Source organism: Pseudomonas sp. CCOS 191 (genome assembly GCF_001007005.1).
GTDB lineage: Bacteria > Pseudomonadota > Gammaproteobacteria > Pseudomonadales > Pseudomonadaceae > Aquipseudomonas > Aquipseudomonas soli.
Genome location: NZ_LN847264.1, coordinates 1,697,388 through 1,722,990 on the forward strand (window position 1 = coordinate 1,697,388; position 25,603 = coordinate 1,722,990).

General features: G+C 62.9%; 25 protein-coding genes. 22 read left to right on the forward strand and 3 right to left on the reverse strand.

Translation table 11 applies throughout. The features are described from left to right. Nucleotides 1-150: 150 nt before the first annotated feature. The 22 genes from fliL (at nt 151) to CCOS191_RS07755 (ending at nt 20,735) form a co-directional block, all read left to right on the forward strand. Nucleotides 151-648 (forward strand): flagellar basal body-associated protein FliL, encoded by a 498-nt coding sequence (gene fliL, locus CCOS191_RS07650; RefSeq protein ID WP_046854681.1) that lies wholly within the window; start codon nt 151-153, stop codon nt 646-648. A 10-nt stretch (nt 649-658) separates the two neighbouring features. After that, nucleotides 659-1,627, forward strand: a complete 969-nt coding sequence (gene fliM / locus CCOS191_RS07655; RefSeq protein WP_046854682.1) for a flagellar motor switch protein FliM — start codon at nt 659-661, stop codon at nt 1,625-1,627. A gap of 46 nt (nt 1,628-1,673) precedes the next feature. After that, nucleotides 1,674-2,129 (forward strand): flagellar motor switch protein FliN, encoded by a 456-nt coding sequence (gene fliN, locus CCOS191_RS07660; RefSeq protein ID WP_046854683.1) that lies wholly within the window; start codon nt 1,674-1,676, stop codon nt 2,127-2,129. After that, a complete protein-coding gene (gene fliO, locus CCOS191_RS07665; RefSeq protein ID WP_046854684.1) occupies nt 2,130-2,582 on the forward strand; it encodes a flagellar biosynthetic protein FliO in 453 nt (150 codons plus the stop codon). Further along, nucleotides 2,582-3,337, forward strand: coding sequence for a flagellar type III secretion system pore protein FliP (fliP, locus tag CCOS191_RS07670; RefSeq protein ID WP_046854685.1), 756 nt, complete (start codon nt 2,582-2,584; stop codon nt 3,335-3,337). The genes fliO and fliP overlap by 1 nt, the downstream gene beginning before the upstream one ends. Nucleotides 3,338-3,358: 21 nt before the next feature. Then, nucleotides 3,359-3,628: a flagellar biosynthesis protein FliQ gene (fliQ, locus tag CCOS191_RS07675; RefSeq protein WP_046854686.1), complete on the forward strand. Its 270-nt coding sequence runs from the start codon at nt 3,359-3,361 to the stop codon at nt 3,626-3,628. Between the two features lie 7 nt (nt 3,629-3,635). Beyond that, nucleotides 3,636-4,412, forward strand: coding sequence for a flagellar biosynthetic protein FliR (fliR, locus tag CCOS191_RS07680; RefSeq protein WP_046854687.1), 777 nt, complete (start codon nt 3,636-3,638; stop codon nt 4,410-4,412). A 2-nt stretch (nt 4,413-4,414) separates the two neighbouring features. After that, on the forward strand, nt 4,415-5,557 hold the full coding sequence (gene flhB, locus CCOS191_RS07685) for a flagellar biosynthesis protein FlhB (RefSeq protein ID WP_046854688.1): 1,143 nt from the start codon (nt 4,415-4,417) through the stop codon (nt 5,555-5,557). Nucleotides 5,558-6,580: 1,023 nt separating this feature from the next. After that, nucleotides 6,581-8,710 carry a flagellar biosynthesis protein FlhA gene (flhA, locus tag CCOS191_RS07690; RefSeq protein WP_046854689.1) on the forward strand — a complete coding sequence of 710 codons (2,130 nt, stop codon included), beginning with the start codon at nt 6,581-6,583 and terminating at the stop codon, nt 8,708-8,710. Nucleotides 8,711-8,721: 11 nt separating this feature from the next. Then, nucleotides 8,722-10,035: a flagellar biosynthesis protein FlhF gene (flhF, locus tag CCOS191_RS07695; protein ID WP_046854690.1), complete on the forward strand. Its 1,314-nt coding sequence runs from the start codon at nt 8,722-8,724 to the stop codon at nt 10,033-10,035. A 114-nt stretch (nt 10,036-10,149) separates the two neighbouring features. Further along, nucleotides 10,150-10,983: a flagellar synthesis regulator FleN gene (gene fleN, locus CCOS191_RS07700; RefSeq protein WP_023630864.1), complete on the forward strand. Its 834-nt coding sequence runs from the start codon at nt 10,150-10,152 to the stop codon at nt 10,981-10,983. Beyond that, on the forward strand, nt 10,980-11,720 hold the full coding sequence (gene fliA / locus CCOS191_RS07705; protein WP_038706555.1) for an RNA polymerase sigma factor FliA: 741 nt from the start codon (nt 10,980-10,982) through the stop codon (nt 11,718-11,720). The genes fleN and fliA overlap by 4 nt, the downstream gene beginning before the upstream one ends. Nucleotides 11,721-11,824: 104 nt before the next feature. Continuing rightward, on the forward strand, nt 11,825-12,199 hold the full coding sequence (locus CCOS191_RS07710; RefSeq protein WP_023630863.1) for a chemotaxis response regulator CheY: 375 nt from the start codon (nt 11,825-11,827) through the stop codon (nt 12,197-12,199). Between the two features lie 19 nt (nt 12,200-12,218). Beyond that, entirely contained in the window at nt 12,219-13,007 is a 789-nt protein-coding gene (locus CCOS191_RS07715) for a protein phosphatase CheZ (RefSeq protein WP_046854691.1), read from the forward strand. A gap of 12 nt (nt 13,008-13,019) precedes the next feature. Further along, complete coding sequence (locus CCOS191_RS07720; RefSeq protein ID WP_046854692.1) at nt 13,020-15,233, forward strand: chemotaxis protein CheA; 2,214 nt, start codon at nt 13,020-13,022, stop codon at nt 15,231-15,233. Nucleotides 15,234-15,278: 45 nt separating this feature from the next. Next, on the forward strand, nt 15,279-16,403 hold the full coding sequence (locus tag CCOS191_RS07725) for a protein-glutamate methylesterase/protein-glutamine glutaminase (protein ID WP_046854693.1): 1,125 nt from the start codon (nt 15,279-15,281) through the stop codon (nt 16,401-16,403). Continuing rightward, the gene (locus CCOS191_RS07730; protein ID WP_023631606.1) at nt 16,403-17,143 is read left to right on the forward strand and encodes a flagellar motor protein; all 741 of its coding nucleotides are present in this window, start codon (nt 16,403-16,405) and stop codon (nt 17,141-17,143) included. The genes CCOS191_RS07725 and CCOS191_RS07730 overlap by 1 nt, the downstream gene beginning before the upstream one ends. A 3-nt stretch (nt 17,144-17,146) precedes the next feature. Beyond that, complete coding sequence (motD, locus tag CCOS191_RS07735; RefSeq protein WP_046854694.1) at nt 17,147-18,004, forward strand: flagellar motor protein MotD; 858 nt, start codon at nt 17,147-17,149, stop codon at nt 18,002-18,004. Between the two features lie 78 nt (nt 18,005-18,082). Further along, a complete protein-coding gene (locus CCOS191_RS07740) occupies nt 18,083-18,871 on the forward strand; it encodes a ParA family protein (RefSeq protein WP_046854695.1) in 789 nt (262 codons plus the stop codon). Then, entirely contained in the window at nt 18,871-19,791 is a 921-nt protein-coding gene (locus tag CCOS191_RS07745; protein ID WP_046854696.1) for a CheW domain-containing protein, read from the forward strand. The genes CCOS191_RS07740 and CCOS191_RS07745 overlap by 1 nt, the downstream gene beginning before the upstream one ends. Nucleotides 19,792-19,858: 67 nt before the next feature. Then, nucleotides 19,859-20,338: a chemotaxis protein CheW gene (locus CCOS191_RS07750; RefSeq protein WP_023630607.1), complete on the forward strand. Its 480-nt coding sequence runs from the start codon at nt 19,859-19,861 to the stop codon at nt 20,336-20,338. Between the two features lies 1 nt (nt 20,339). Continuing rightward, a complete protein-coding gene (locus tag CCOS191_RS07755) occupies nt 20,340-20,735 on the forward strand; it encodes a DUF2802 domain-containing protein (protein WP_023630608.1) in 396 nt (131 codons plus the stop codon). A gap of 132 nt (nt 20,736-20,867) precedes the next feature. Here the strand turns inward: CCOS191_RS07755 and CCOS191_RS07760 are convergent, their stop codons facing one another. From CCOS191_RS07760 to fliK, 3 genes are all read right to left on the reverse strand, one after another. Further along, entirely contained in the window at nt 20,868-23,579 is a 2,712-nt protein-coding gene (locus CCOS191_RS07760; protein WP_046857714.1) for a dermonecrotic toxin domain-containing protein, read from the reverse strand. A gap of 69 nt (nt 23,580-23,648) precedes the next feature. Continuing rightward, complete coding sequence (locus CCOS191_RS07765) at nt 23,649-23,990, reverse strand: EscU/YscU/HrcU family type III secretion system export apparatus switch protein (RefSeq protein ID WP_046854697.1); 342 nt, start codon at nt 23,988-23,990, stop codon at nt 23,649-23,651. After that, the gene (gene fliK / locus CCOS191_RS07770; RefSeq protein ID WP_046854698.1) at nt 23,987-25,543 is read right to left on the reverse strand and encodes a flagellar hook-length control protein FliK; all 1,557 of its coding nucleotides are present in this window, start codon (nt 25,541-25,543) and stop codon (nt 23,987-23,989) included. Before fliK ends, CCOS191_RS07765 begins: the two co-directional genes overlap by 4 nt. Nucleotides 25,544-25,603: the final 60 nt, after the last annotated feature.

Here is a 25,603-nt window from a genome sequence, read left to right on the forward strand (position 1 = left end):
CTATGCGCAGCGACGCCAGGCGAAATTTTGCAGATGCCGCATCTCGTAAAGAGGTTGCCACCCCAGAAGCTTGCAAAGGCAAATCTGGCATAACACTTGCTCAGCCACGTCATCCTTCTTTGAAACCCCGATGGACGACGGATTATTGGCATGGCGAAGAGCGACGCAGTGAAAGACCCCGCCACTAAAGGCAAACTCAAGCTGATCCTGCTGTTGGTGCTGGCGCTGCTTCTCGCAGTCGGCCTGTCGGTGGGTGCGACCTGGTTCTTCATGCACAAGAGCGAGTCGGCTCCGGCGCCTGAAGCAGCCCAGAGCAACATCAAGCCAGCGGCGATCTACGAGCCCCTGGCACCGGCCTTTGTCGTCAACTTCAACCAGAATGGCCGCCAGCGCTACATGCAGGTGAGCATCACCATGCAGGGCCGCAGCCAGGCTGATCTGGAAGCGCTGAAAGTACACATGCCGGTGATTCGCAACAACCTGGTGATGATGTTCTCCGGGCAGGGTTTCGACACCCTCGCCGCGAGCCCTGTCGGCCAGGAAATGCTGCGCCAGAAGGCCACCGCGGTGGTCCAGGAAGTGGCGCAGAAGGAAGTCGGCAGGCCGGTCGTCGACCAGCTGCTGTTCACCAATTTCGTATTGCAGTAGGAGCACATAGATGGCCGTGCAGGACCTGCTGTCCCAGGATGAGATCGACGCCCTGCTGCATGGGGTGGACGATGGGCTGGTACAAACCGAGAGCACCGGCGAGCCCGGCAGCATCAAGAGCTACGACCTGACCAGTCAGGACCGTATCGTCCGGGGGCGCATGCCGACCCTGGAAATGATCAACGAGCGTTTCGCCCGTTACACCCGCATCAGCATGTTCAACCTGCTGCGCCGCTCCGCCGATGTGGCGGTGGGCGGCGTGCAGGTGATGAAATTCGGCGAGTACGTGCACTCGCTGTACGTGCCGACCAGCCTGAACCTGGTCAAGATCAAGCCGTTGCGCGGCACCGCGCTGTTCATCCTCGACGCCAAGCTGGTGTTCAAGCTGGTGGACAACTTCTTCGGTGGCGACGGCCGCCACGCCAAGATCGAGGGGCGAGAGTTCACCCCGACCGAGCTACGCGTGGTGCGCATGGTCCTGGACCAGTGCTTCGTCGACCTCAAGGAAGCCTGGCAGGCGATCATGCCGGTCAACTTCGAGTACATCAACTCCGAGGTCAACCCGGCCATGGCCAACATCGTCGGCCCCAGCGAGGCCGTGGTGGTTTCGACCTTCCACATCGAGCTCGATGGCGGTGGCGGCGACCTGCACGTGACCATGCCGTACTCGATGATCGAGCCGGTGCGTGAAATGCTCGATGCCGGCTTCCAGTCCGACCTGGACGACCAGGACGAGCGCTGGGTCAAGGCGCTGCGTGAGGATGTGCTGGACGTCAATGTGCCGCTGTCGGCCACTGTTGCCCGCCGCCAGCTCAAGCTGCGCGACATCCTGCACATGCAGCCAGGCGACGTGATCCCGGTCGAACTGCCGGAGCACCTGGTATTGCGCGCCAATGGCGTGCCGTCGTTCAAGGCGCGGCTGGGATCGCACAAGGGCACCCTGTCGCTGCAGATCATCGACCCGATCGAGCGCCGCTGACGGCGTGCCGGTCGCTTAAACGTATTGAATGCCTGTCGAGGAAATCATGGCTAACGAAAACGAGATCAACTCTCCAGAGGAACAGGCCCTGGCCGATGAGTGGGCTGCGGCCCTGGAAGAGACCGGCGATGCCGGCCAGTCCGACATCGATGCGCTATTGGCTGCAGACTCCGGCGCCGGCCGCCTGCCGATGGAAGAGTTCGCAAGCTCCCCCAAGCCCAACGAGAATGTCAGCCTCGAAGGCCCCAACCTGGATGTGATCCTGGATATTCCGGTGAGCATCTCGATGGAAGTGGGCAGCACCGAAATCAACATCCGCAACCTGCTGCAGCTCAACCAGGGTTCGGTGATCGAGCTTGATCGCCTCGCCGGCGAGCCTCTGGATGTGCTGGTCAACGGCACGCTGATCGCCCATGGCGAGGTCGTGGTGGTCAACGAAAAGTTCGGCATTCGCCTGACCGACGTGATCAGCCCCAGCGAACGTATCAAGAAGTTGCGCTGAGTGAAACGCATGGTGCGGGCCATGCTGGCCCTTGGCACGTTGCTGGCCAGTGAGGTGGTGATTGCTGCTGCCGAGCCAGTAGCCGTAACGGCTGCGGCGCCTGCTCCTGGCGGCTTCGGCGCGCAGCTGGCGCAAACCGTATTCGGCCTGCTGGTGGTCGTCGGCCTGATCTTTTTCCTGGCCTGGTTGCTGCGGCGCATGCAGGGTTCGGTGCAGCGGGGCGCTCCGGTCATCGAGATCGTCGGCACCCGTGCCATTGGCCCGCGCGACCGGCTGCTGCTGATCCAGGTGGGCAAGGAGCAGATTCTCATTGGCCATACCCCTGGCAGCATCGAGGCGTTGCATGTGCTGGCCGAGCCTGTCGACGTGCCCGCCGATGCGCGCCAGGCCACGCCGGAATTCGCCCAGCGGCTGCTTGAGCTGATGGGCAAGGATCAGAAGGACAAGAAGTGATGACCGGCGCACTGCGCTTACTGTTGACGCTGGCGCTGCTGCTGGCTGCACCGCTGGCCCTGGCTGCCGACCCGTTGTCCATCCCGGCCATCACCCTGTCCAATGGGGCGGACGGGCAGCAGGAGTATTCGGTCAGCCTGCAGATTCTGCTGATCATGACGGCGCTGAGCTTCATCCCGGCGTTCGTCATCCTGATGACCAGCTTTACCCGCATCATCATCGTCTTCTCGATCCTGCGACAGGCTCTGGGCCTGCAACAGACACCCTCGAACCAGATCCTCACCGGCATGGCGCTGTTCTTGACCATGTTCATCATGGCGCCTGTGTTCGAGAGGGTGAACAAGGATGCCATCCAGCCTTATCTGGCCGAGCAGATGACGGCCCAGCAAGCCATCGACAAGGCCCAGGGCCCGTTGAAGGACTTCATGCTGGCGCAAACCCGGCAGAGCGACCTGGACCTGTTCATGCGCCTGTCCAAGCGCACTGATATTGCGGGCCCGGATCAGGTACCGCTGACGATCCTGGTGCCGGCGTTCGTGACCTCCGAGCTCAAGACGGCGTTCCAGATCGGCTTCATGATCTTCATCCCGTTCCTGATCATCGACATGGTGGTCGCCAGTGTGCTGATGGCCATGGGCATGATGATGCTGTCGCCGCTGATCATTTCGTTGCCGTTCAAGATCATGCTGTTCGTGCTGGTCGATGGATGGGCGCTGATCATGGGCACCCTGGCGGGTAGTTTTGGCGGTGTCTGACGCCATCAAGGAGAGCCTTGCATGACACCTGAAGTCGCTGTCGACCTGTTCCGTGAAGCCTTGTGGATGACCTCCATGATGGTGGCTATCCTGGTGGTGCCGAGCCTGCTGGTCGGCCTGGTGGTGGCGATGTTCCAGGCGGCCACGCAGATCAACGAACAGACCCTGAGCTTCCTGCCGCGCCTGTTGGTGATGCTGGTCACGCTGATCATCGCCGGCCCTTGGCTTGTGCAGAAGTTCATGGAGTACTTCATTGGCCTGTACACCAGCATCCCGCAGTTGATCGGTTGACGCCGCCATGCTGGAGCTGACCGATACTCAGATCGGTACCTGGGTGGCCACCTTCATCCTGCCGTTGTTTCGGGTGACGGCGCTGCTGATGACCATGCCGATCTTTGGCACCAAGATGCTGCCGGCCCGGGTGCGGCTGTATGCGGCATTGGCCATTACCGTGGTGATAGTGCCGGCGCTTCCGCCGTTGCCGCCGATTGACCCCTTGAGCCTGCGCGGCGTGCTGTTGTGCGGCGAGCAGGTGATCATTGGGGCCTTGTTCGGGTTCTCCCTGCAGTTGCTGTTTCAGGCGTTTGTGATCGCGGGGCAGATCATTGCGATCCAGATGGGTATGGCGTTCGCCTCCATGATGGACCCGACCAACGGCGTCAACGTGGCGGTTGTCAGCCAGTTCATGACGATGCTGGTGAGCGTGTTGTTCCTGCTGATGAATGGCCACCTGGTGGCGTTCGAGATCCTCACCGAGAGCTTTACCACGCTGCCGGTGGGCAATGCTCTTGTGGTCAACCATTTCTGGGAGATGGCGGGGCGCCTTAGCTGGGTGCTGGGGGCTGGGTTGCTGCTTGTCTTGCCGGCCATTGCGTCGCTGCTGGTGGTCAACATTGCCTTCGGTGTAATGACCCGCGCAGCGCCTCAGTTGAATATTTTCTCCATCGGTTTCCCGTTGACACTGGTGTTGGGCCTGATCATTTTCTGGATCGGCCTGGCCGATATTCTTTCCCATTACCAGGCACTGGCCAGCGAAGCGCTGCAGTGGCTGCGTGAGCTGGCACGGGCGCGCTGAGCATGGCAGAGAGCGAGAGCGGTCAGGACAAGACAGAGGAACCCACCGACAAGCGCAAGAAAGACTCGCGCGAAAAGGGGGAGATTGCCCGTTCCAAGGAGCTGAACACCGTCGCGGTAACCTTGGCGGGCGCGGGTGCGCTGATGGCGTTCGGTGGCTACCTGGCCGAGACGTTGATGGCCTTGATGCGCATGAACTTCAGCCTTACGCGGGAGGTGCTGGTCGACGAGCGCAACATGGCGGCATTCCTGTTGGTCTCGGGCAAGATGGCCATCTGGGCTGTGCAGCCGGTAATGCTGCTGCTGTTCGTGATTTCATTCGTGGCGCCGATTGCGCTGGGAGGGTTCCTGTTCTCGGGCAGCTTGCTGCAGCCGAAATTCAGCCGCATGAACCCGCTGTCGGGGATCAAGCGCATGTTCTCGCTGAATGCGCTGACCGAGCTGGTCAAGGCCATGGCCAAGTTCTTCATGATCCTGATCGTTGCCCTGGTCGTGCTGTCGGCGGACCGTCAGGCGTTGCTGGCGATTGCCAATGAGCCGCTCGAGCAGGCGATCATCCACTCGGTGCAGGTGGTGGGGTGGAGTGCGCTGTGGATGGCGGCGGGGCTGCTGTTGATTGCGGCGGCGGATGTGCCGTTCCAGCTTTGGCAGACGCACAAGAAAATGAAGATGACCAAGCAGGAAGTGAAGGACGAGTACAAGGACAGTGAGGGCAAGCCTGAGGTCAAGCAACGTATCCGGCAATTGCAGCGTGAGGCGTCGCAGCGGCGGATGATGGCGGCAGTGCCTGAGGCGGATGTGATCATCACCAACCCGACTCACTATGCGGTGGCGTTGCAATACGACCCTGAGAAGGGGGGTATGGCGCCGTTGCTGGTGGCCAAGGGCACCGATTTTGTCGCGCTGAAGATCCGTGAGATCGGGGCCGAGCACAATGTGCAGATACTCGAGTCGGCGGCCCTGGCGCGGGCTATCTACTACTCCACGGAGCTTGAGCAGGAGATTCCGGCGGGGTTGTACCTGGCGGTGGCGCAGGTATTGGCGTTTGTGTTCCAGGTTCGGCAGTATCGGGCGGGCAAGGGCAAGGCGCCTGAGCCTTTGAACAAGGATTTGCCGATTCCCGATGATTTGCAGCGCGATAGCTGAGTTTGTAGTTTGTAGTTTGTAGTTTGTAGTTTGTAGTTTGTAGTTTTCGGTTGTATTGGGGTTTGTGTGCGCATTCATTTTTGATGTCGACGCACAGTCACCTTTCCGCCCTTACGGCGGGTCCCTTTTTGAAGGATCAAAAAGGAACCAAAAAATCCTCGCTCCATTCATCCGGCCCCTACGCTTCGCTCCGGGGTCCCCTCACTCCGGCCTTGCTCCCGGGAGGAGCGCGCTGAACGCCCCATCCTGGGGCGCAGCGCTTGACGGGCATCCATGCCCGTCACCTCCCTCCGCAAGACCTGCGTTCGGCCTCCTGAAGTCGCGAAGTTACGGGCGGCGCCTGGGCTGACGCAGCTGTCGCTAGTTGCTACGTAATTAATCTCTCGATTGTTTCGCGGGGCGGCTAATATATAAATAACTTTCAAATAGTCAGCTTCGCATTTCCTGTTCCTGTTCCTGTTCCTGTTCCTGTTCCTGTTCCTGTTCCTGTTCCTGTTCCTGTTCCTGTTCCTGTTCCTGTTCCTGTTCCTGCTCTTGCTCTTGCTTCTAAGCGCGCGATAGTTCAGGCGCCATACATTGCGACTTCAGGAGGCCGAGCGGAGTTCTTGCGTAGTGGGGCGACGGCCATGGATGGCCGTCGAGCGCTGGGGCCCAGGATGGGCCCTGCAGCGCGGTACCCACGGGAGCAAGAACGGAGCGAGGGAACCCCGGAGCGAAGCGTAGGGGCCGTATGAATGGAGCGAGCGGTTTTTGCCTTCTTTTGCCCGCGTGCAAAAGAAGGTCGCCGTAAAGGCGAAAAGGTGAGTATGCGTCGCCATCGCCTCTGAATGCGCATACACCCATCAAAACCATCACCAACACTCTAAAGCCAGCCAGCCAGCCAGCCAGCCAGCCAGCCAGCCAGCCAGCCAGCCAGCCAGCCCAGCCCACCAAATCCCCCAAAACCAAAAGTTGGAAAGCTTCTTGCAAAGGCAGCGCCAGGCGCCACGCAGGCGTCAAAGTTTTGCTTGAAGAGGAATCGCGGTGGATCGCACTCAGTTAATCAGCAACGCCCGCAACAACCTGGCCGGTCTCGGCCGGGGCAATCTCGGCGTGCCGCTGCTGTTGCTGGTGATGTTGGCAATGATGATGTTGCCGATACCGCCGTTCCTGCTCGACGTGTTCTTCACCTTCAACATCGCCCTGTCGATCGTGGTGCTCCTGGTCTGCGTCTATGCGCTGCGCCCCCTGGACTTCGCCGCCTTCCCGACGATCCTGCTGGTGGCGACCCTGTTACGTCTGGCGCTGAACGTCGCGTCCACCCGCGTGGTCATGCTGCACGGCCAGGAAGGCCATGGTGCCGCGGGCAAGGTGATCCAGGCCTTCGGTGAAGTGGTGATCGGCGGCAACTATGTCGTCGGTGCCGTGGTGTTCGCCATCCTCATGATCATCAACTTCGTGGTGGTGACCAAGGGTGCTGGGCGTATCTCCGAAGTGAGCGCACGGTTCACCCTCGACGCCATGCCCGGCAAGCAGATGGCCATCGACGCCGACCTCAACGCCGGCCTCATCGACCAGGCCCAGGCCAAGGCGCGGCGTAGCGAAGTTGCCCAGGAAGCCGAGTTCTACGGTTCCATGGACGGTGCCAGCAAGTTCGTGCGCGGTGATGCCATCGCCGGCCTGCTCATCCTCTTCATCAACCTCATCGGTGGCATGCTTATCGGCATGTTGCAGCACGGCATGAGCTTCGGCGATGCCGGCAAGGTCTATGCCTTGCTGACTATCGGTGACGGTTTGGTGGCGCAATTGCCATCACTGCTGCTGTCCACCGCGGCTGCAATCATGGTCACCCGCGCCTCGGGCTCCGAGGACATGGGCAAGCTGATCAACCGTCAGATGTTCGATTCGCCCAAGGCGCTGGCGGTGTCTGGCGGCTTGATGATTGTCATGGGGCTGGTGCCGGGCATGCCACATATGGCCTTCCTGGGCCTGGGCGGGGTGGCCTGTGGTGGCGCCTACCTGCTCTGGAAAAAGCAGCAAAAGGCCAAGGTCGTGGCCCAGCAGGAGGCCGAGCGCCAGCAGGACCTGCTGCCTTCGCCACAGCGTGCCATGGAAACCAAGGAGCTGGGCTGGGACGATGTCACCCCAATCGACATGATCGGCCTTGAGGTTGGCTACCGCCTGATTCCGTTGGTCGACCGCAATCAAGGGGGGCAGTTGCTTGCGCGCATCAAGGGCGTGCGCAAGAAGCTCTCCCAGGACCTGGGCTTCCTCATGCCCACTGTGCATATCCGCGACAACCTCGACCTGCAGCCCAGCGCCTACCGTCTGACGCTGATGGGTGTGATCCTGGCCGAAGCCGAGATCTACCCGGATCGGGAGCTTGCGATCAATCCGGGCCAGGTGTTCGGCGCCCTCAACGGCATCGCCTCGCGAGATCCGGCGTTTGGCCTGGAGGCAGTGTGGATCGATGTCGGTCAGCGCGCCCAGGCGCAATCGCTGGGTTACACGGTGGTGGACGCCAGTACCGTGGTTGCCACCCACCTCAACCAGATCCTGCAGAAGCACTGCCACGAGCTGATCGGGCACGAGGAGGTGGTGCAACTGCTGCAGGTGCTGGCCAAGGTCTCGCCGAAACTGGCCGAGGAGGTGGTGCCGGGTGTCATTTCCTTGTCGGGCCTGCTCAAGGTCCTGCAGGCGCTGCTCGCCGAACAGGTGCCGGTGCGTGACATCCGCAGCATTGCTGAAGCCATCGCCAACAACGCGGCCAAGAGTCAAGATACCGCCGCGCTGGTGGCGGTGGTGCGCGTCGGGTTGAGCCGCGCCATCGTGCAAAGCATTGTCGGCGTTGAGTCCGAGCTGCCTGTGATCACCCTGGAGCCAAGGTTGGAACAAATCTTGCTCAATAGTCTGCAAAGGGCCGGGCAGGGTCAGGAAGATGGTGTTCTTCTTGAACCGAGCATGGCCGAAAAGCTTCAGCGTTCGTTGATCGAGGCAGCCCAGCGCCAGGAAATGCAGGGCCAGCCGGCCATCCTTCTGGTAGCCGGCCCGATCCGCGCCATGCTGTCGCGCTTCGGCCGCCTGGCTGTACCGAATTTGCATGTTTTGGCGTATCAGGAAATACCTGACAACAAGCAAGTCACCATCGTTGCCACCGTGGGCCCCAACGGCTGAGGTAGTGGGTTATGCAAGTTAAGCGTTTTTTTGCCGCCGATATGCGTCAGGCCATGAAGCTGGTCCGTGATGAGCTCGGCTCCGATGCCGCCATCATCGGCAATCGGCGCATTGCCGGCGGTGTCGAGCTGACGGCTGCGCTGGACTACAAGCTGTCCGCCCTGGCCCCGCGCGTGCCCAACGCAGAGCTCGAAGACGAGCTGCGCAAGACCCAGTCGCGCATCGTTACCGCCCAGGCCGAACTGACCGGGCGTGGCGATGCCGTCGAAGGCGGCAACCGGCAATTGTTCGCCGGTCAGCCGCTGACCGCCTCGGAGCCGCTGATCGAGCAGCATGTCGATGAACCCGCGGTGGTTACCGCGCCGGCGTCGGCACCGGTTGATCCACGCCTGTTCGATGCCATGCGTTTCGAACTGACCGGCTTGCGCGAGCTGCTTGAAGTCCAGCTCGGTTCGCTCGCCTGGAGCCAGCTGCAAGGCAGCAAGCCACAGCAAGCCAACCTTTGGCGCCGGCTGCAGCGCCTTGGCCTTTCCGGTGGACTGGCCCGCGAGCTGCTCGACCTCACCGCCGGCATCGAAGAACCACGCCATGCCTGGCGCATGGTCCTGGCACACCTGGCGCGGATGATCGACGTGCCCGAGATCGAACCGATCGAGGAGGGCGGGGTGATCGCGATGGTCGGCCCCGCCGGCATGGGCAAGACCACCACGCTGGCCAAGCTGGCCGCGCGCTACGTGCTCAAGTACGGCGCGAACAACCTGGCGCTGGTGAGCATGGACAGCTTCCGCATTGGCGCCCAGGAACAGCTCAAGACGCTGGGTCGCATCCTCAATGTGCCGGTCACCTACGTCGACCCGGGCGAGTCGCTGGCCCAGGCCCTGGAGCCGCTGCTGCGCAAGCGTGTGGTGCTGATCGATACCGCAGGCCTGCAGGCCAGCGACCCGGCGCTGCGCATGCAGCTCGAGACCCTGGCCGGGCGCGGCATCGCCGCGAAGAATTACCTGGTGCTGGCGACCACCAGCCAGAAGCAGGTGCTCACCGCCGCCTACCACAGCTACAAGCGCTGCGGCCTGGCCGGGTGCATCCTGACCAAACTCGACGAAACGGCCTGCCTCGGCGAAGTGCTGAGCCTGGCCATCAGTCATGAATTGCCGGTGGCCTATCTGACCGATGGGCCGCGCATTCCCGACGACCTGCAGCTGCCGCGCAAGCACCAGTTGGTAAGCCGCGCCGTCAGTGTGCAATTGCAGGAAGAGCCCAGCGACGAGGCCATGGCCGACATGTTCGCTGATCTGTACCACAGCCCTGGCAAGCGCGCGGGTTGAGGGTGAATACTGTGCAAAGTACCTACATCATGGGGTTGCCCGGCCGGACCGTGGCCTTGAATGTTCAGCCCCTCATGTGGCCTGGGTCCAAGCGAGACAAGGTAAAGAACAGACATGGGTAGCATGCATCCCGTACAGGTGATCGCCGTGACCGGTGGCAAAGGTGGCGTCGGCAAGACTAACGTTTCAGTGAACCTGTCCCTGGCGCTGGCCGAGCTCGGCCGCCGGGTGATGTTGCTGGACGCCGACCTGGGCCTGGCCAATGTCGACGTTCTGCTGGGGCTCACGCCCAAGCGCACCCTCGCCGATGTGATCGAAGGCCGCTGCGAGTTGCGTGATGTGCTGTTGCAGGGGCCGGGTGGTGTGCGCATCGTTCCGGCGGCCTCCGGCACGCAGAGCATGGTGCACCTGGCGCCCGCGCAACACGCGGGCCTGATCCAGGCCTTCAGCGACATCGGCGACAACCTCGATGTGCTGGTGATCGACACGGCTGCGGGTATCGGTGACTCGGTGGTCAGTTTTGTCCGTGCCGCCCAGGAAGTGTTGCTGGTGGTGTGCGACGAGCCGACCTCGATTACCGACGCCTACGCGCTGATCAAGCTGCTCAACCGCGATTACGGGATGAACCGGTTCCGTGTGCTGGCCAACATGGCCCAGAGCCCACAGGAAGGCCGCAACCTTTTCGCCAAGTTGACCAAGGTCACGGACCGCTTCCTCGACGTCGCCCTACAATACGTCGGTGCCGTGCCTTACGACGAATGCGTGCGCAAGGCCGTGCAGAAGCAGCGGGCGGTCTATGAGGCCTTCCCTCGGTCCAAGTGCGCGCTGGCGTTCAAGGCCATCGCGCAGAAGGTCGACAGCTGGCCGCTGCCTGCCAACCCGCGTGGGCACCTGGAATTCTTTGTCGAGCGCCTGGTGCAGCCCACCAGTGCAGGGCCGGTGCTATGAACGCAAGCGGTTTCAAGATGTACAGCAAGGCCGCCAAGGATGCGCAGTACGAGCTGATCGAACGCTACGCGCCGCTGGTCAAGCGTATCGCCTACCACCTGCTGGCGCGTCTGCCGGCCAACGTCCAGGTCGAGGATCTGATCCAGGCCGGGATGATCGGCTTGCTGGAAGTGGCCAACAAATATGATGCCAGCAAGGGTGCCAGTTTCGAAACCTACGCCGGTATCCGTATTCGCGGCGCCATGCTCGACGAGGTGCGCAAGGGGGATTGGGCACCACGCTCGGTGCACCGCAACACGCGCATGGTCAGTGACGCGATCCGCTGTGTCGAAGCAAAGACTGGCCGCGACGCTAAAGATCACGAGGTTGCTGCCGAACTCCAATTGAGTCTCGATGATTACTACGGGATTTTGAATGACACCTTGGGCAGCCGCCTGTTCAGTTTCGACGACCTGCTGCAGGACGGCGAACATGAAGGGCTGCACGAGGACGGTGCCAGCGGCCAGCTGGAGCCGGCGCGTGACCTGGAAGACGAGCGCTTCCAGGCTGCGCTGGCCGATGCGATCGCCAACCTGCCGGAGCGTGAGCGCCTGGTCCTGGCGCTGTACTACGACGAAGAGCTGAACCTCAAGGAAATCGGTGAGGTGCTGGGGGTCAGCGAATCGCGTGTCAGCCAGTTGCACAGCCAGTGCGCCGCGCGTTTGCGCAGCCGCCTTGGGGAGTGGCGGGCACGTTGAACCCGGGTTCAGTGCAGTCGTTTTTTTGTAGTGCCGAATTGATTGAGCGCGCGCTCGGCGCCGAGCGCGTTAAAGACTGCTTGGAGGTCTAATTGAACAAAGACATGAAAATCCTCATCGTTGACGACTTTTCGACGATGCGGCGGATCATCAAGAACCTGTTGCGTGACCTGGGGTTCACCAACGTCAAGGAAGCTGATGACGGCAACACGGCACTGCCGATGCTCACCAGCGAGCATTTTGATTTCCTGGTGACCGACTGGAACATGCCGGGCATGACCGGTATCGACCTGCTGCGCGCCGTTCGCGCCGACGAGCGCCTCAAGCACCTGCCGGTACTGATGGTCACCGCGGAAGCCAAGCGCGAGCAGATCATCGAAGCTGCCCAGGCCGGCGTGAACGGCTATGTGGTCAAGCCTTTCACCGCCCTGGCGCTGAAAGAAAAGATCGAAAAGATCTTCGAACGCGTCAACGGCTGAGTCACGTCTGGGGGGCGCAATGGAGTCAACCAACAACTCTTTGGGTGAGTTCGAATCAACCCTGAAGAAGCATGCCCAGGAGCTGGTCGAGAGCCTCGAGCGCGGCCGGTTCGGTGAGGCGGTGCAGCTGATCCACCAACTGAACCAGACCCGCGACCGCGGGCTGTACCAGGAAGTCGGCAAGCTCACCCGCGAACTGCACAGTGCAATCGTCAACTTCCAGATCGACCCGGCCATGCCGCAGGCCGAGGAAGTGTCGCAGATTACCGATGCCGCCGAGCGCCTCTCCTACGTGGTCCGCCTCACCGAAGGTGCGGCCAACCGCACCATGGACCTGGCGGAGGCTTGCACCCCGGTGCTCAACGACCTTGCCACCGAGGCCCAGAGCCTGTCCGCCGACTGGCAGCGCTTCATGCGCCGCGAGGTGGCGGCGCCGGAATTCCGTGAGTTGGTCAAGCGTGTGGACAGTTTCCTGACGCACAGCGCCGAAGGTAATCAGAAGGTTGCGGGCCATATCAACGATATCGTCCTGGCCCAGGATTATCAGGATCTCACTGGCCAGGTGATCAAACGGGTGACCACGCTGGTCACCGAAGTCGAAAGCAATCTGCTCAAGCTCGTGCTGATGGCAAGCCAGGTCGACCGCTTTGCCGGTATCGAACATGACCACCAGCAGCTGCGCGCTGAAAAAGATCAAGAAAAACATCCGACTCGGGGTGAAGGTCCGCAGATTCATGCCGATAAGCGTGAAGACGTCGTGTCCAGCCAGGACGATGTCGACGATCTGTTGTCCAGCCTGGGTTTTTAAGGAGCACGTTTAATGAGCTTCGGCGCCGATGAAGAAATCCTTCAGGATTTCCTGGTAGAAGCCGGCGAAATCCTCGAGCAACTGTCCGAGCAATTGGTCGAGCTGGAAAGCCGACCTGATGATGCGGACCTGCTCAACGCGATTTTCCGCGGTTTCCACACTGTAAAAGGGGGCGCCGGCTTCCTTCAGCTCAATGAGTTGGTGGAGTGCTGCCACATTGCCGAGAACGTGTTCGACATCCTGCGCAAAGGTGAGCGCCGGGTCGACGCGGAGCTGATGGATGTGGTGCTCGAAGCACTCGACACGGTCAACAGCATGTTTGGCCAGGTACGTGAGCGCACCGATGTCACGCCGGCCACCCGTGAGCTGCTGGCAGCGCTGTCGCGCCTGGCCGAGCCCGCTGGTGCCGACGAGCCGGCCCCGGTCGAGGTGGCCGCTGTCGTCGAGGCGCCGGCTGCCGAGCCCGACATCACCGACACCGAGTTCGAGCAACTGCTCGACTCGCTCGATGCAGTCAAGGCCGAAGCCCAGGTTCACGAGCAACTGCAAGGTGAACAGGTCAGCGCGGGTGGTGACGAGATTACCGACGCCGAATTCGAGTCGTTGCTCGACCAGCTGCACGGCAAAGGCCAGTTTTCGCCCGATACCGCTGCCAGTGAGCCAGCGGCCGTTGCCCCTGCCAGTGACGAGATCACCGACGACGAGTTCGAGTCGCTGCTCGATCAGTTGCACGGCAAGGGCACCTTCGCCGTCGACGCATTGCCTGGCGTCTCTGCGCCTGTAGCCAGCGCGGCACCAGCGGCGACTGACGAGAGTATCACCGAACACGAATTCGAGGCGCTGCTCGACCAGTTGCACGGCAAGGGCAAGTTCTCTGGCGAGGCGGTTGCTGCCGAAGCGCCAGCCGCCGCTGTTGCCGCACCTGTCGCGGCCAAGGCCGAAGCCAAGCCGGTTGCCAAGCCAGCGCCTGCTCCCGCTCCCGCGCCAGCCGCTGCCAAGCCTGCCGCTCCGGCCCGGGCGCCAGCGCCAGCCGCTGACAAGCATGGCGCCAGCGAGGCGGAGACCACCGTGCGGGTCGACACCGCGCGCCTGGACGAGATCATGAACATGGTCGGCGAGCTGGTGCTGGTGCGTAACCGCCTGGTGCGCCTGGGGCTCAACAGCGGCGACGAGGCCATGTCCAAGGCCGTGTCCAACCTCGATGTGGTCACCGCCGACCTGCAGACCGCGGTCATGAAGACGCGCATGCAGCCGATCAAGAAGGTCTTCGGGCGTTTCCCGCGCCTGGTTCGCGACCTGGCCCGTCAGCTCAAGAAAGAGATCAACCTGGAGCTGGTCGGCGAAGAAACCGACCTGGACAAGAACCTGGTCGAGGCCCTGGCCGACCCGTTGGTGCACTTGGTGCGCAACGCCGTCGACCATGGCGTCGAGATGCCCGACGAACGCGAGGCCTCCGGCAAGTCGCGCATGGGTCGGGTGGTACTGTCCGCCGAGCAGGAAGGTGACCACATCCTGCTGTCGATTTCCGACGACGGCAAGGGCATGGACCCGAGCATCCTGCGCGCCAAGGCCGTGGAAAAGGGCCTGATGGACAAGGACGCGGCCGACCGCCTGAGCGAGTCGGACTGCTACAACCTGATCTTCGCCCCGGGTTTCTCGACCAAGACCGAGATCTCCGACGTGTCCGGCCGCGGTGTCGGCATGGACGTGGTGAAGACCAAGATTTCCCAGCTCAACGGCTCGATCAACATCTTCTCGGCCAAGGGCCAGGGTTCGAAGATCGTCATCAAGGTGCCGCTGACCCTGGCGATCATGCCGACGCTGATGGTGATGCTGGCCAACCAGGCGTTCGCCTTCCCGCTGGTCAACGTCAACGAGATCTTCCACCTCGACCTGTCGCGCACCAACGTGGTCGACGGCCAGGAAGTGGTGATCGTGCGCGACAAGGCGCTGCCGCTGTTCTACCTCAAGCGCTGGCTGGTCCAGGACCACGAGCACGAAGAGCAGCACGAAGGTCATGTGGTGATCCTGTCGGTCGGCACCCAGCGCATCGGTTTCGTGGTCGACCAGCTGGTCGGCCAGGAAGAGGTGGTGATCAAGCCGCTGGGCAAAATGCTGCAGGGAACCCCGGGCATGTCCGGCGCGACCATCACCGGTGACGGCCGTATCGCGCTGATCCTCGACGTCCCGAGCATGCTCAAGCGTTACGCCGCCCGGCGTATTTGATTTCGGTGGCGCGCCCAGGCGGGTGCGCCGCCTAACGGAGTGTTTATGGCAGTCAAGGTCCTGGTGGTGGATGATTCCGGTTTCTTCCGCCGCCGTGTCTCGGAAATTCTCGCGTCCGACCCGACGATCCAGGTCGTGGGTACCGCGACCAACGGCAAGGAAGCGATCGACCAGGCGCTGGCGCTCAAGCCCGATGTCATCACCATGGACTATGAAATGCCCATGATGGACGGCATCACCGCGGTGCGTCACATCATGCAGCGCTGCCCGACGCCGGTATTGATGTTCTCCTCGCTGACCCACGAAGGCGCCCGCGTCACCCTCGACGCCCTGGATGCCGGTGCGGTCGACTACCTGCCGAAGAATTTCGAAGACATCTCGCGTAACCCGGAGAAGGTCAAGCAGATGCTGTGCGAGAAGGTCCACACCATCTCGCGCAGCAACCGCCGTTTCAGTGCCTATTCCAGCCCGGCACCGGCCGCAGCGCCGGCACCGGCCAGCAGCCAGGCCCCAGCCAGCAGCTTCGCCGGTACCGCGCCTGCGCGCACTGCCGCCCCGGCCCGCGCCGCGGCACCGGCTTCCACGCATTCGCCGGCACCCAAGCGCAAGCCGTACAAACTGGTCGCCATCGGCACCTCCACGGGCGGTCCGGTGGCGCTGCAGCGGGTGCTGACCCAGCTGCCTGCCGGTTTCCCGGCGCCGATCGTGCTCATCCAGCACATGCCGGCGGCTTTCACCAAGGCCTTCGCCGAGCGCCTGGACAAACTGTGCAAGATCAGCGTCAAGGAGGCCGAGGACGGTGACGTGCTGCGCCCGGGCCTGGCCCTGTTGGCCCCGGGTGGCAAGCAGATGATGGTCGACGGCCGTGGCACGGTGAAGATCCTGCCGGGCGATGAACGCCTGAACTACAAGCCCTGCGTGGATATCACCTTCGGCTCCGCCGCCAAGTCCTACGGCGACAAGGTGCTCTCGGTGGTCCTCACCGGCATGGGCGCCGATGGCCGCGAAGGCGCGCGCCTGCTCAAGCAGGGCGGCAGCACCGTGTGGGCGCAGGATGAAGCCAGCTGCGTGATCTATGGCATGCCCATGGCCATCGTCAAGGCCAACCTCGCCGACGCCGTCTACAGCCTGGACGAGATTGGCAAGCACCTGGTCGAGGCGTGCGTCTGATGGATGTGTTGAGCCTGATCGGCCTGATCCTCGCCTTTGTCGCCATCGTCGGCGGCAACTTCATGGAGGGCGGCCACGTCGGTGCGCTGATCAACGGCCCGGCGGCGCTGATCGTGCTGGGCGGTACCCTGGCGGCGGCATTGCTGCAGTCGCCGCTGTCGTCGTTCAAGCGTGCCCTGCAGATCATTCGCTGGATTTTCTTCCCGCCACGGGTGGACCTGGCCGGCGGTATCGACCGGGTGGTGAACTGGAGCCTGACGGCGCGCAAGGAAGGCCTGCTGGGGCTGGAAGGCGTGGCTGATGCCGAGCCCGACCCCTACGCGCGCAAAGGCTTGCAGTTGCTGGTCGACGGCGCCGAGCCGGAAGCCATCCGCAGCATTCTCGAAGTCGACTTTTTGACCCAGGAGTCCCGTGACATCCAGGCCGCAAAGGTGTTCGAGAGCATGGGCGGCTACGCGCCGACCATCGGTATTATCGGCGCAGTAATGGGCCTGATCCATGTGATGGGCAACCTCGCCGATCCGTCGCAGCTGGGCAACGGCATCGCCGTGGCCTTCGTCGCCACCATCTACGGCGTGGCCAGTGCCAACCTGATCCTGTTGCCGGTCGCCAACAAGCTCAAGGCCATCACCCTGCGCCAGTCGCGTTACCGCGAGATGCTGCTCGAAGGCCTGCTGTCGATCGCCGAAGGCGAGAACCCACGCTCGATCGAGCTGAAGCTGCAAGGCTTCATGGAGTAAGCCATGGCCCGCCGTCGCAAGATCGAAGAGCACGAGAACCACGAGCGCTGGCTGGTCTCGTATGCTGACTTCATTACCCTGCTGTTCGCCTTCTTCGTGGTCATGTACTCGATTTCGTCGATCAACGAAGGCAAGTACAAGCAGATTTCCCAGGCGCTGATCGGGGTGTTCAACGACCCCGAGCGCAGCATGAAGCCGATCCCGATCGGCGATGAGCGCCCGCTGAGCGTCAAACCGGCCGAGCCGTTGATCAAGGACAGCGAGCAGACCGACGCGGGCCTGGCGCAGAACAGCGTCGACCCGCTCAAGACCATCACCGACGATGTGCGTGACGCCTTCGGCGACCTGATCAAGTCCAACCAGATGACCGTGCGCGGCAACGAGCTTTGGGTGGAGATCGAGCTCAACTCCTCGCTGTTGTTCGCCAGCGCCGACGCCATGCCCAGTGATGTCGCCTTCGAGATCATCGAGAAGGTGGCGAAGATCCTCAGGCCGTTCGCCAACCCGGTGCACGTCGAAGGTTTCACCGACAACCTGCCGATCCGCACCGCCCAGTACCCGACCAACTGGGAGCTGTCGTCGGCGCGGGCGGCGAGCATCGTCCGCTTGCTGGCCATGGAAGGGGTCAACCCGGCGCGCATGGCATCGGTGGGGTACGGCGAGTACCAGCCGGTGGCCAGCAACGACACTGCCGACGGCCGTGCGCGCAACCGTCGCGTGGTACTGGTGATTTCGCGCAACCTGGAGGTGCGCCGCAGCCTGACCGGCAGCGGCAGCGCCAACGCCACCCCGGACGCGGCGATGCGCCGGGCTGGCACACAAAGTGCACCAGCCTCGCCAGCACCGAGGACCGGGGGCTGATTTCGTCAAATCCCCGTCACTGAACTTCACACCGTTCCCGGCAGGGCAGGCGGCCATACCGGGAGGAAGCAACGCACGATGAGAGTCTGGGCAGTAGCCAATCAAAAAGGTGGCGTCGGCAAGACCACCACCACCATCGCCTTGGCCGGCCTGCTGGCCGAGGCGGGCAAGCGCGTGGTCGTGGTCGACCTCGACCCGCACGGCTCGATGACCAGTTATTTCGGGCACAACCCCGATGCGCTGGAGCACAGCTGCTACGACCTGTTCCTGCACAAAGGCACGGTGCCCGAGGGGCTGCCAGGCCAGCTGCTGCTACCCACCAGTGACGAGCGTATCTCGCTGCTGCCGTCGAGCACTGCGTTGGCGGTGCTCGAGCGTCAGTCGCCGGGCCAGAGTGGCCTGGGCTTGGTGATCGCCAAGAGTCTGGCGCAGCTGTGGCAGGATTTCGACTTCGCCCTGATCGACAGCCCACCTTTGCTGGGCGTGCTGATGGTCAACGCCCTGGCCGCCAGCCAGCAGTTGGTGATCCCGGTGCAGACCGAGTTTCTCGCGGTCAAGGGCCTGGAGCGCATGGTTGGCACGCTGGGCATGATCAACCGTTCGCGCAAGCAGGCGTTGCCGTACCAGATCGTGCCGACCCTGTTCGACCGCCGCACGCAGGCTTCGCTGGGCACCTTGAAAGTGCTGCGCGACACCTATGGTGATCAGGTCTGGCAAGGCTACATTCCGGTGGATACGCGCTTGCGCGACGCCAGTCGCAACGGCGTCACGCCCTCGCAGTTCGATGGCAAGAGCCGTGGCGTGGTGGCCTATCGTGCGCTGCTCAAGCACCTGTTGACCTACCGTTCCGCGTTGCAGGTGGCCTGATGAACCAGGCGCCGCATATCACCACCAAGCCGCAGATGGCCTTGCAGTCCTACCTTGATGGGTTGCTGCAGGAGGCCACCGAGCCACTCGAGTTGCCGCAAGAGCAGGACGCGCCGGCCGCGCCACCCGTGGAGCCGGCCCCCGCCGATGAGTTCGAGGCGGCTGTCCGCGAGGAACAGGTTCGCGACGCACAGCGCCAGGTCACGCCAGCCGCGCCTGCGCCCCGGCCTTTCGCCGAGCCGCAGGCCAAGGTCCTGCCAACCGTGCTGCCGCCCGCCACGCCTGTCATGGAGCCGGTGGTGGCGGTGGTCGAGCGCGAGGTGGTGGCCGAGGCCAGCATCCCGCTGTTGACCGAAGCCCCGGCCATCGAGCCGGCGACGCCACTGGTGGAGCTGCACGTGCCGGCGGCGCCTGCTGCGCCAACACCTCCGGCGACGGTCGACGGGCGCCCGGAATGGGCCGCCGAGCCATTCGAATGCCTGCTGTTCGATGTCGCCGGGCTGACCCTGGCGGTACCGCTGGTGTGCCTGGGCTCGATCTATACCCTGGCCGGCCAGGAGTTGACGCCGCTGTTCGGCCAGCCGGACTGGTTCCTCGGCATCCTCACCTGCCAGGCGGGCAATCTCAAGGTGCTGGATACCGCCCGCTGGGTCATGCCCGATCGCTACCGGGACGATTTCCGCCAGGGCCTGCAATACGTCATTTCGGTCCAGGGCTACGAATGGGGGCTGGCGGTGCACCAGGTCAGCCGCTCGCTGCGCCTGGACCCGAGCGAGATCAAATGGCGCAGCCAGCGCGGCCAACGCCCGTGGCTGGCCGGCACGGTGATCGAACACATGTGCGCGCTGCTCGACGTCGCCGAGCTGGCCGAGCTGATCGCCAGTGGCGCGGTCAAGCAGATGAACACCAAACACAACTGAATCAACGCCGCTACTGCCGCGGCAACACAGAGCACACCGCCAATGGCGGATTTTGAGGGCTAGGGGAATGAAAAAGTCGTCTGCACAAGGTTCCGAAGATCCGATCCTGCAGTGGGTAACCTTCCGTCTGGACAACGAGTCCTACGGCATCAATGTCATGCAGGTGCAGGAAGTCCTGCGCTACACCGAGATCGCTCCGGTACCGGGCGCCCCCAGCTATGTGCTGGGCATCATCAACCTGCGTGGCAACGTGGTGACGGTGATCGACACCCGCCAGCGCTTCGGCCTGATGTCGAGCGAAGTCACCGACAACACCCGTATCGTCATCATCGAGGCGGACAAGCAGGTGGTCGGCATCCTCGTCGACAGCGTCGCTGAAGTGGTGTACCTGCGCCAGTCGGAGATCGAGACCGCGCCGAACGTCGGCAACGAGGAATCGGCGAAGTTCATCCAGGGCGTGTGCAACAAGAACGGCGAGCTGCTGATCCTGGTCGAGCTGGACAAGATGATGACCGAGGAAGAGTGGTCCGAGCTGGAGAACATCTGAGTTGATCTTCGAGGTTGCTGTCATCTTCCTGGCGCTGCTGTGGGCGCTGAGCCTGTGGTTCTTCCTCAACTACAGCAAGCGCCAGCGCGAGCTCGCCGCCCAGCAGGCCCAAGGCGATGCGCTGCGTGACCAGCGCATCAAGGACCTCGCCAAACGCCTGGATGACTACCAGAACGGTACCGTGCGCATGGGCGAAGCGATCCATGAGCTGCGCGCGGTGGTGGCGCCGCTGCCCGAGAAGCTGCAGCAGCTCGAGCAGCGCGACCCCAACAGCGTCACCTTCGCCCAGGCCGCCAAGCTGGTGGGGATGGGCGCCAGCGTCGAGGAGCTGACCCAGACCTGTGGGTTGACCCAGGCCGAGGCGCAGTTGATGAGCAAGCTGCACCGCGGCGAGTGATGAACAGGGCGACGCAAGTCGCCTTGTTTTTTCTTGGGTCTTGTCCCAATCACGATGATTGGCGATCTCCAGTTCGCGGTAAAAGACCACTCAGCGACAGCGCCAGGTACTTCCCTGCACCTTGCTACTGACTTATTTGCTCCAAGAATGATTACCACCGACCTTGGCGAAGCGGTTCAGCGGCAGCAGCGTACGCACGGCGTCCTTGCCACGCTGCAGGTCGATGAACTGGTAGGCGTTGATCCGTGGCATGGCGTACAGATTGACGATCTGGCGCAAGGTGCGCAGCGCCGGCAGGTGGCGGTCGACCACATCGCTAAGCAAGGCCGGGCCGGTCATTTGGCTGAGGCGGTTGGCATAGCGGTAGAAGTTGGCTGGATCCTCGGCCAGGCTGGGCTTGCTGTCGTAGAAGTCCGAGTTTGTCTGGAAGCGAGCATGCATTTCTTCAGAAATAGCCTCCAGGATGGGGTTGCCGGGATGGCTGCCGATCAGGCTGGTGTTGTAAAGGCAGTTCATCCCCATCTTCTCGTTGGACATGGGGGGCGCGAGCAGCAGGCCATTGGGGGGCGTGCGCAGCTCAACATGGTCGATGGTTTCGTTCTCCCCCTGGGTCAGCAGCGTATCGTCCACATCCATGTACAAGCCCCCTTCGTGATGCAGCATAGGGTAGCGCAACACGTCGGATGCCGAGGCGTAGTTGCTGGCGATACCGCCATTGCCATCCAGCGCTGCATCATATTGGGCGTAGTACTTGCTCTGCCGAAATACTCTGAAGAAGGCTTGCTCTTCCAGCGGCAGAACCTGCAGCCCTGGTGCCTGCGCAGCGAGCAGCCACTGGTTTTCGGCATAGACGTCGGGGTTGGCGCGCGAAAGGAACAGGCGCAGAGAATAATCACTGTCCTTGAGCCGTGCAGCATTCTTGCCCAGGTTGGTCAGCAGTTCAGGGTTGATCACCTTGTCGCCTACCCAGAGGCAATTGACCGTCTTGGGGATGGGATAGCTGTCAGCGGCTTGCGTGGGCACTTCCACCGGCAATGGAAGATCGACCCCTAGCGCACGCAGGCTCCGGGTGCGCATGGCGTTGGTGACCAGGCGGCTGGTGGGCGCTGGCACCAGGTCCCGTCTTCCGGCCTGGGCTACATAACCGATTGGATCTATCTCGTTGAGGTCATCTTCACGAATGAACACATCGCGCTCCACGTCATAAACGACATGATCGTTGTAGCCAGCGATGCTCACCCCGAGGTGGTCGGGATCGCCATTGTAGAGCGGCACTCGAACAACGGAATCGGCGATGGCCTGGTCACCATCCGGTAGGGGATGGATCGACTCGGGTGTGTGGAAATAGCGCGCACCCTCAGGCTCTGGAAAGCGGGGTGGGGTACTCGGACTCAATGGGTAACCGATCTGTTCGTTCAGGCGTGTTGGCGGGGCGAAACCCTCGCTTTTGAACTCGAACAGCGCCTTGGCTCCGCGGGTGCCAGCGATTGCCAATGGCACGGCATTGAACAGGCCCCAGGTGATGTTCCCGACTCCGGCTTCCTTTTCTTCAAGTGTCCGACCGTTGATCGCCTGGTCGAGCCCCAGGCCCAGCTGTACGACGCCGCCCAGGGCCAGCAGGGGAGCAAGGCCCGGGACCACGAGGCACAGCGGTGCCAGCAGGTTGAGTGTGGTGGTCAGGTAGCCGATCCAGCGGGCTTTGCTGACCTGGCTGTCGCGGGTGATGAGAAAGTCGGCATCGTCATAACTGCGTTGGCGCTGGCGCTCGGCCAATGCCAGGAAAAGATCGCCTTCAAGCCTGGGGCTGTATTTGCCGGGCCGATAGTTGACGTAGGTGCGTGGCGGCCAGGTACCGTCATCGTTGAAATAGCCGTGTTCAGGGGGCAGCGGGTGGCGGGCCGGGTAGTCGGCCAGGCCGTCGAGGGCCGTTTGCAGGCCGCTGAAGTCAAGGCCTTGCGGGCGGTCGGCCAGGCGGAAGTACTGCTTCAAGGCTTGCCGCTTTGCCGGGTCCTTGCACTGCTGGCCGACCCAGTCTTTCATAAGCGTCTTGCTGTTGAACTCCAGCAATGGCGAGCTGTTGCCGGGCAGGTAGAGTACGGTCAGGTCACTGGCTGGGTCATTCAGGTACAACAGGTCGGTAGCGGCGTAGCCGTAGATGTTCAGCGTGCTCCTGCGTAGCGGCCTGTTGCAGGGCGTCAACCCGGCGGCTTGCCAGATGAGCCGCCTGGCTGCCTCACTGAGGCTGCCTTCACTGACCTGTTTGTTACAGGCCGCTATGAAATTGAGCTTGCAGGCAAGTCTGTGGTCTTGCAGGTGTTCGCTCCAGTAGTGGTCCAGCTGGGCTTTGAAGGGCGTATGGAAGTCCAGGTCTTCTATGAAGCGCTGGAAGGCTTCTGCGGCTATCGGCAGAAGAGTAGAGCTGTCATAGCGTTGTGGCGTGGTACGGCGGAACAAACCGTTGAACACCTCGAAGGCGGCACCGTAGTGATTGAAGCCGGGGGCTGGCAGCGTTTCCACCAGGCGTAGCGGACGATCGGGCAAGGTGCCGGCCCAGGGGGCTCGAAACAGGGCTCCGAACAGATCGTTGTTGGATTCACCTTGCCAGTTGCTCAGTACCGCCTGGGGCAAACTCATGCGTTGGGTAACCGCGGCAAGATAGCGACCCGGACCATCGGGGCGGTAGTGCAGGGTGACGACGTCGATCTGCTCAGGGGCCAGGTCATGACCCTGTCGTGCCAGCCATTGCTGGATCGCCCGGCTGGCTTCGAGGTCCGGGCGCGGCACGTGGCTCAGGTGGTCGACGACGTACTGAACGCCGGCGGCGTTGATGCGGCTTGTAGACATGTTGTTCACCTTGTTCATTTACGGGAATGACAAGGTTGAATGGCCGACCAGGAGCGGGGTGGTAGATAACTACTGGCTGCTGCCTGGTGGCAGTAGAGCCATGACTGGGGTGACATCCCGCGGTGGACTGGGTTCGTCGCTGAACCCAGCCGGTACCTTGCCACGCAGCTGCCAGGCGAAGGCGATGATTTCGGCGATGGTCAGGTACAGCGCCTCGGGGATCTGCTCGCCCAGTTCCAGGCGCGCCAGCAGGCGCACCAGTTCGGCGTTCTCGTAGATTGGCACTTCGTGCTCACGGGCCAGGGCGAGGATGGCTTCAGCCAGTTCGTCGTCACCCTTGGCGCTCAGAGTTGGAGCCTGCTGGCCATCGTAGCTCAGGGCAATGGCCTGGCGCGGTTGCTTGTGCTTCATGCGGTCTCATCCACCCAGCGTTGTTCGAGGCGTGTGCGTGGCCCCTGAGGCGGAATACCCGGGTGGCATTCCAGGTCGCCCACATCCAGGCCGCGGGCCAGCAGGCGCTCACGCAGGGCGCCAAGCTGGCTGTCGATCAGGCGCGCGGTGCGTTCCTGTTGTGCCCATAGCTGGCCCGACAGCCGGCCCTGGAGCAGTTGCGCCTGTACTTGCAATGGGCCCAGTGGCGCGAGGTCGAAGGCCAGTTCGACACGCCACAGGGCTTCCAGCGGTTCAGACTGTTCTCGTTCCCGCTCGGCTTGCTGTTCCGGGGTTTCCTCGCGCTGTAGCTTGACCTGCAGGGGCACGAATTCCTGGCCATGGCGTACCGGTACTTCGGTTTGCCAGGTGGTCTGCTGATTGCCGTTCTCGAGCGTGCCGCTCTGTTGCAGGCTGGACAGCGAGTGGCTCTGCAATCGGGAGATGGCGGCGGCGGCCAGGCGCAGCAATTGTTGCAGATCGCCTTCGCTTTCGAGCTTCTGCAGCAAGCGTGAGGGCAGGGGAAATGCACTGGGCAGTGGTCGCGGGCTGACCTGGCCAAGCATGCCCAGGGCACTGCGGGCCAGGCCTGGCAGGGCCTGGGCGATGGTCGCGGTGGCCAGCGGCGGGTGTCCGGTGGTACCGGGCAGTGCCTGGGCCACCAGCTTGACCAGTTGTGCCTTGAGATCGGGCGCGATACTGCTCGCCTGCCCGCCGAGCAGCTTGGACTCGAAGAACGTTCCGCTGTTGTTGAGCGCCTGCGCCAGGCCTTTGGCGTCCCCCATCTGTCGGGCATCCGGCAGGCTGGCGAGCAGGCGCTCGGCGCTGGCACGCAACTCGGGGGGCGCATCGGGACTGCTGGCGATTCGTTGCAGGCTGGCGAGCACGCCCGGCAGCGAAGCCTGGAGACCCTGCTGGGTCGACAGGTGCTGGGTAACGGCCAACTGGTCCTGTCGGCCACTCAGGGGCACGAAACGCAGCGCCTGCTCCCCCTGCACCAGCGCGCTTAGCAGGCTGCCCACGGGGAGCTGTCGAGGGCTGTCAATGGCCAGGGTGGCACCTGCCTGACTGCTGTTGAGCAGGCTCACCAGCGAGCGGAAGGTCGCGGGCAGGCCAGGGCCCTGCGACAAGGCCTGGCTGGTCAGAACCTTGGCCTGGAGCAAGGTGCCGACCGGCATCTCCCGTGTGTCGAGCTGGGTCAGGGTGGCGATGTTGCCGGCAGTGGCCTGTTGCACCATTACCGCCAGGCGGTTGGCCTCGGGCTGGCTGACCAGGATCTGGCTGCCGGGTGGCATGGGCTGGGTTGCAGTGGTCAGTACTTGTGTCTGGTTGCCGTTGGCCTGGGCAAGCCGCAGCAGCATCTGGAATTCCTGGCCGACCTGGCGCAGGGTGATGACCTCGGCCTTGGCGGTTTCTCCAGGCGGCAGCAGGCCGGGCTGGGCCTGCAGCAGGCGCAGCATCTCGCCGGTCATCGCAACCCGTGTCGCCTGGGCGCTTACCGCGGTTTGTGTGCTGAGACTATTGATTTCAGTCATGATTGTATACAACCTGTCGAACCAGCCCTCTTGGCAGCGCGGTGACGCGTGCAATAATGC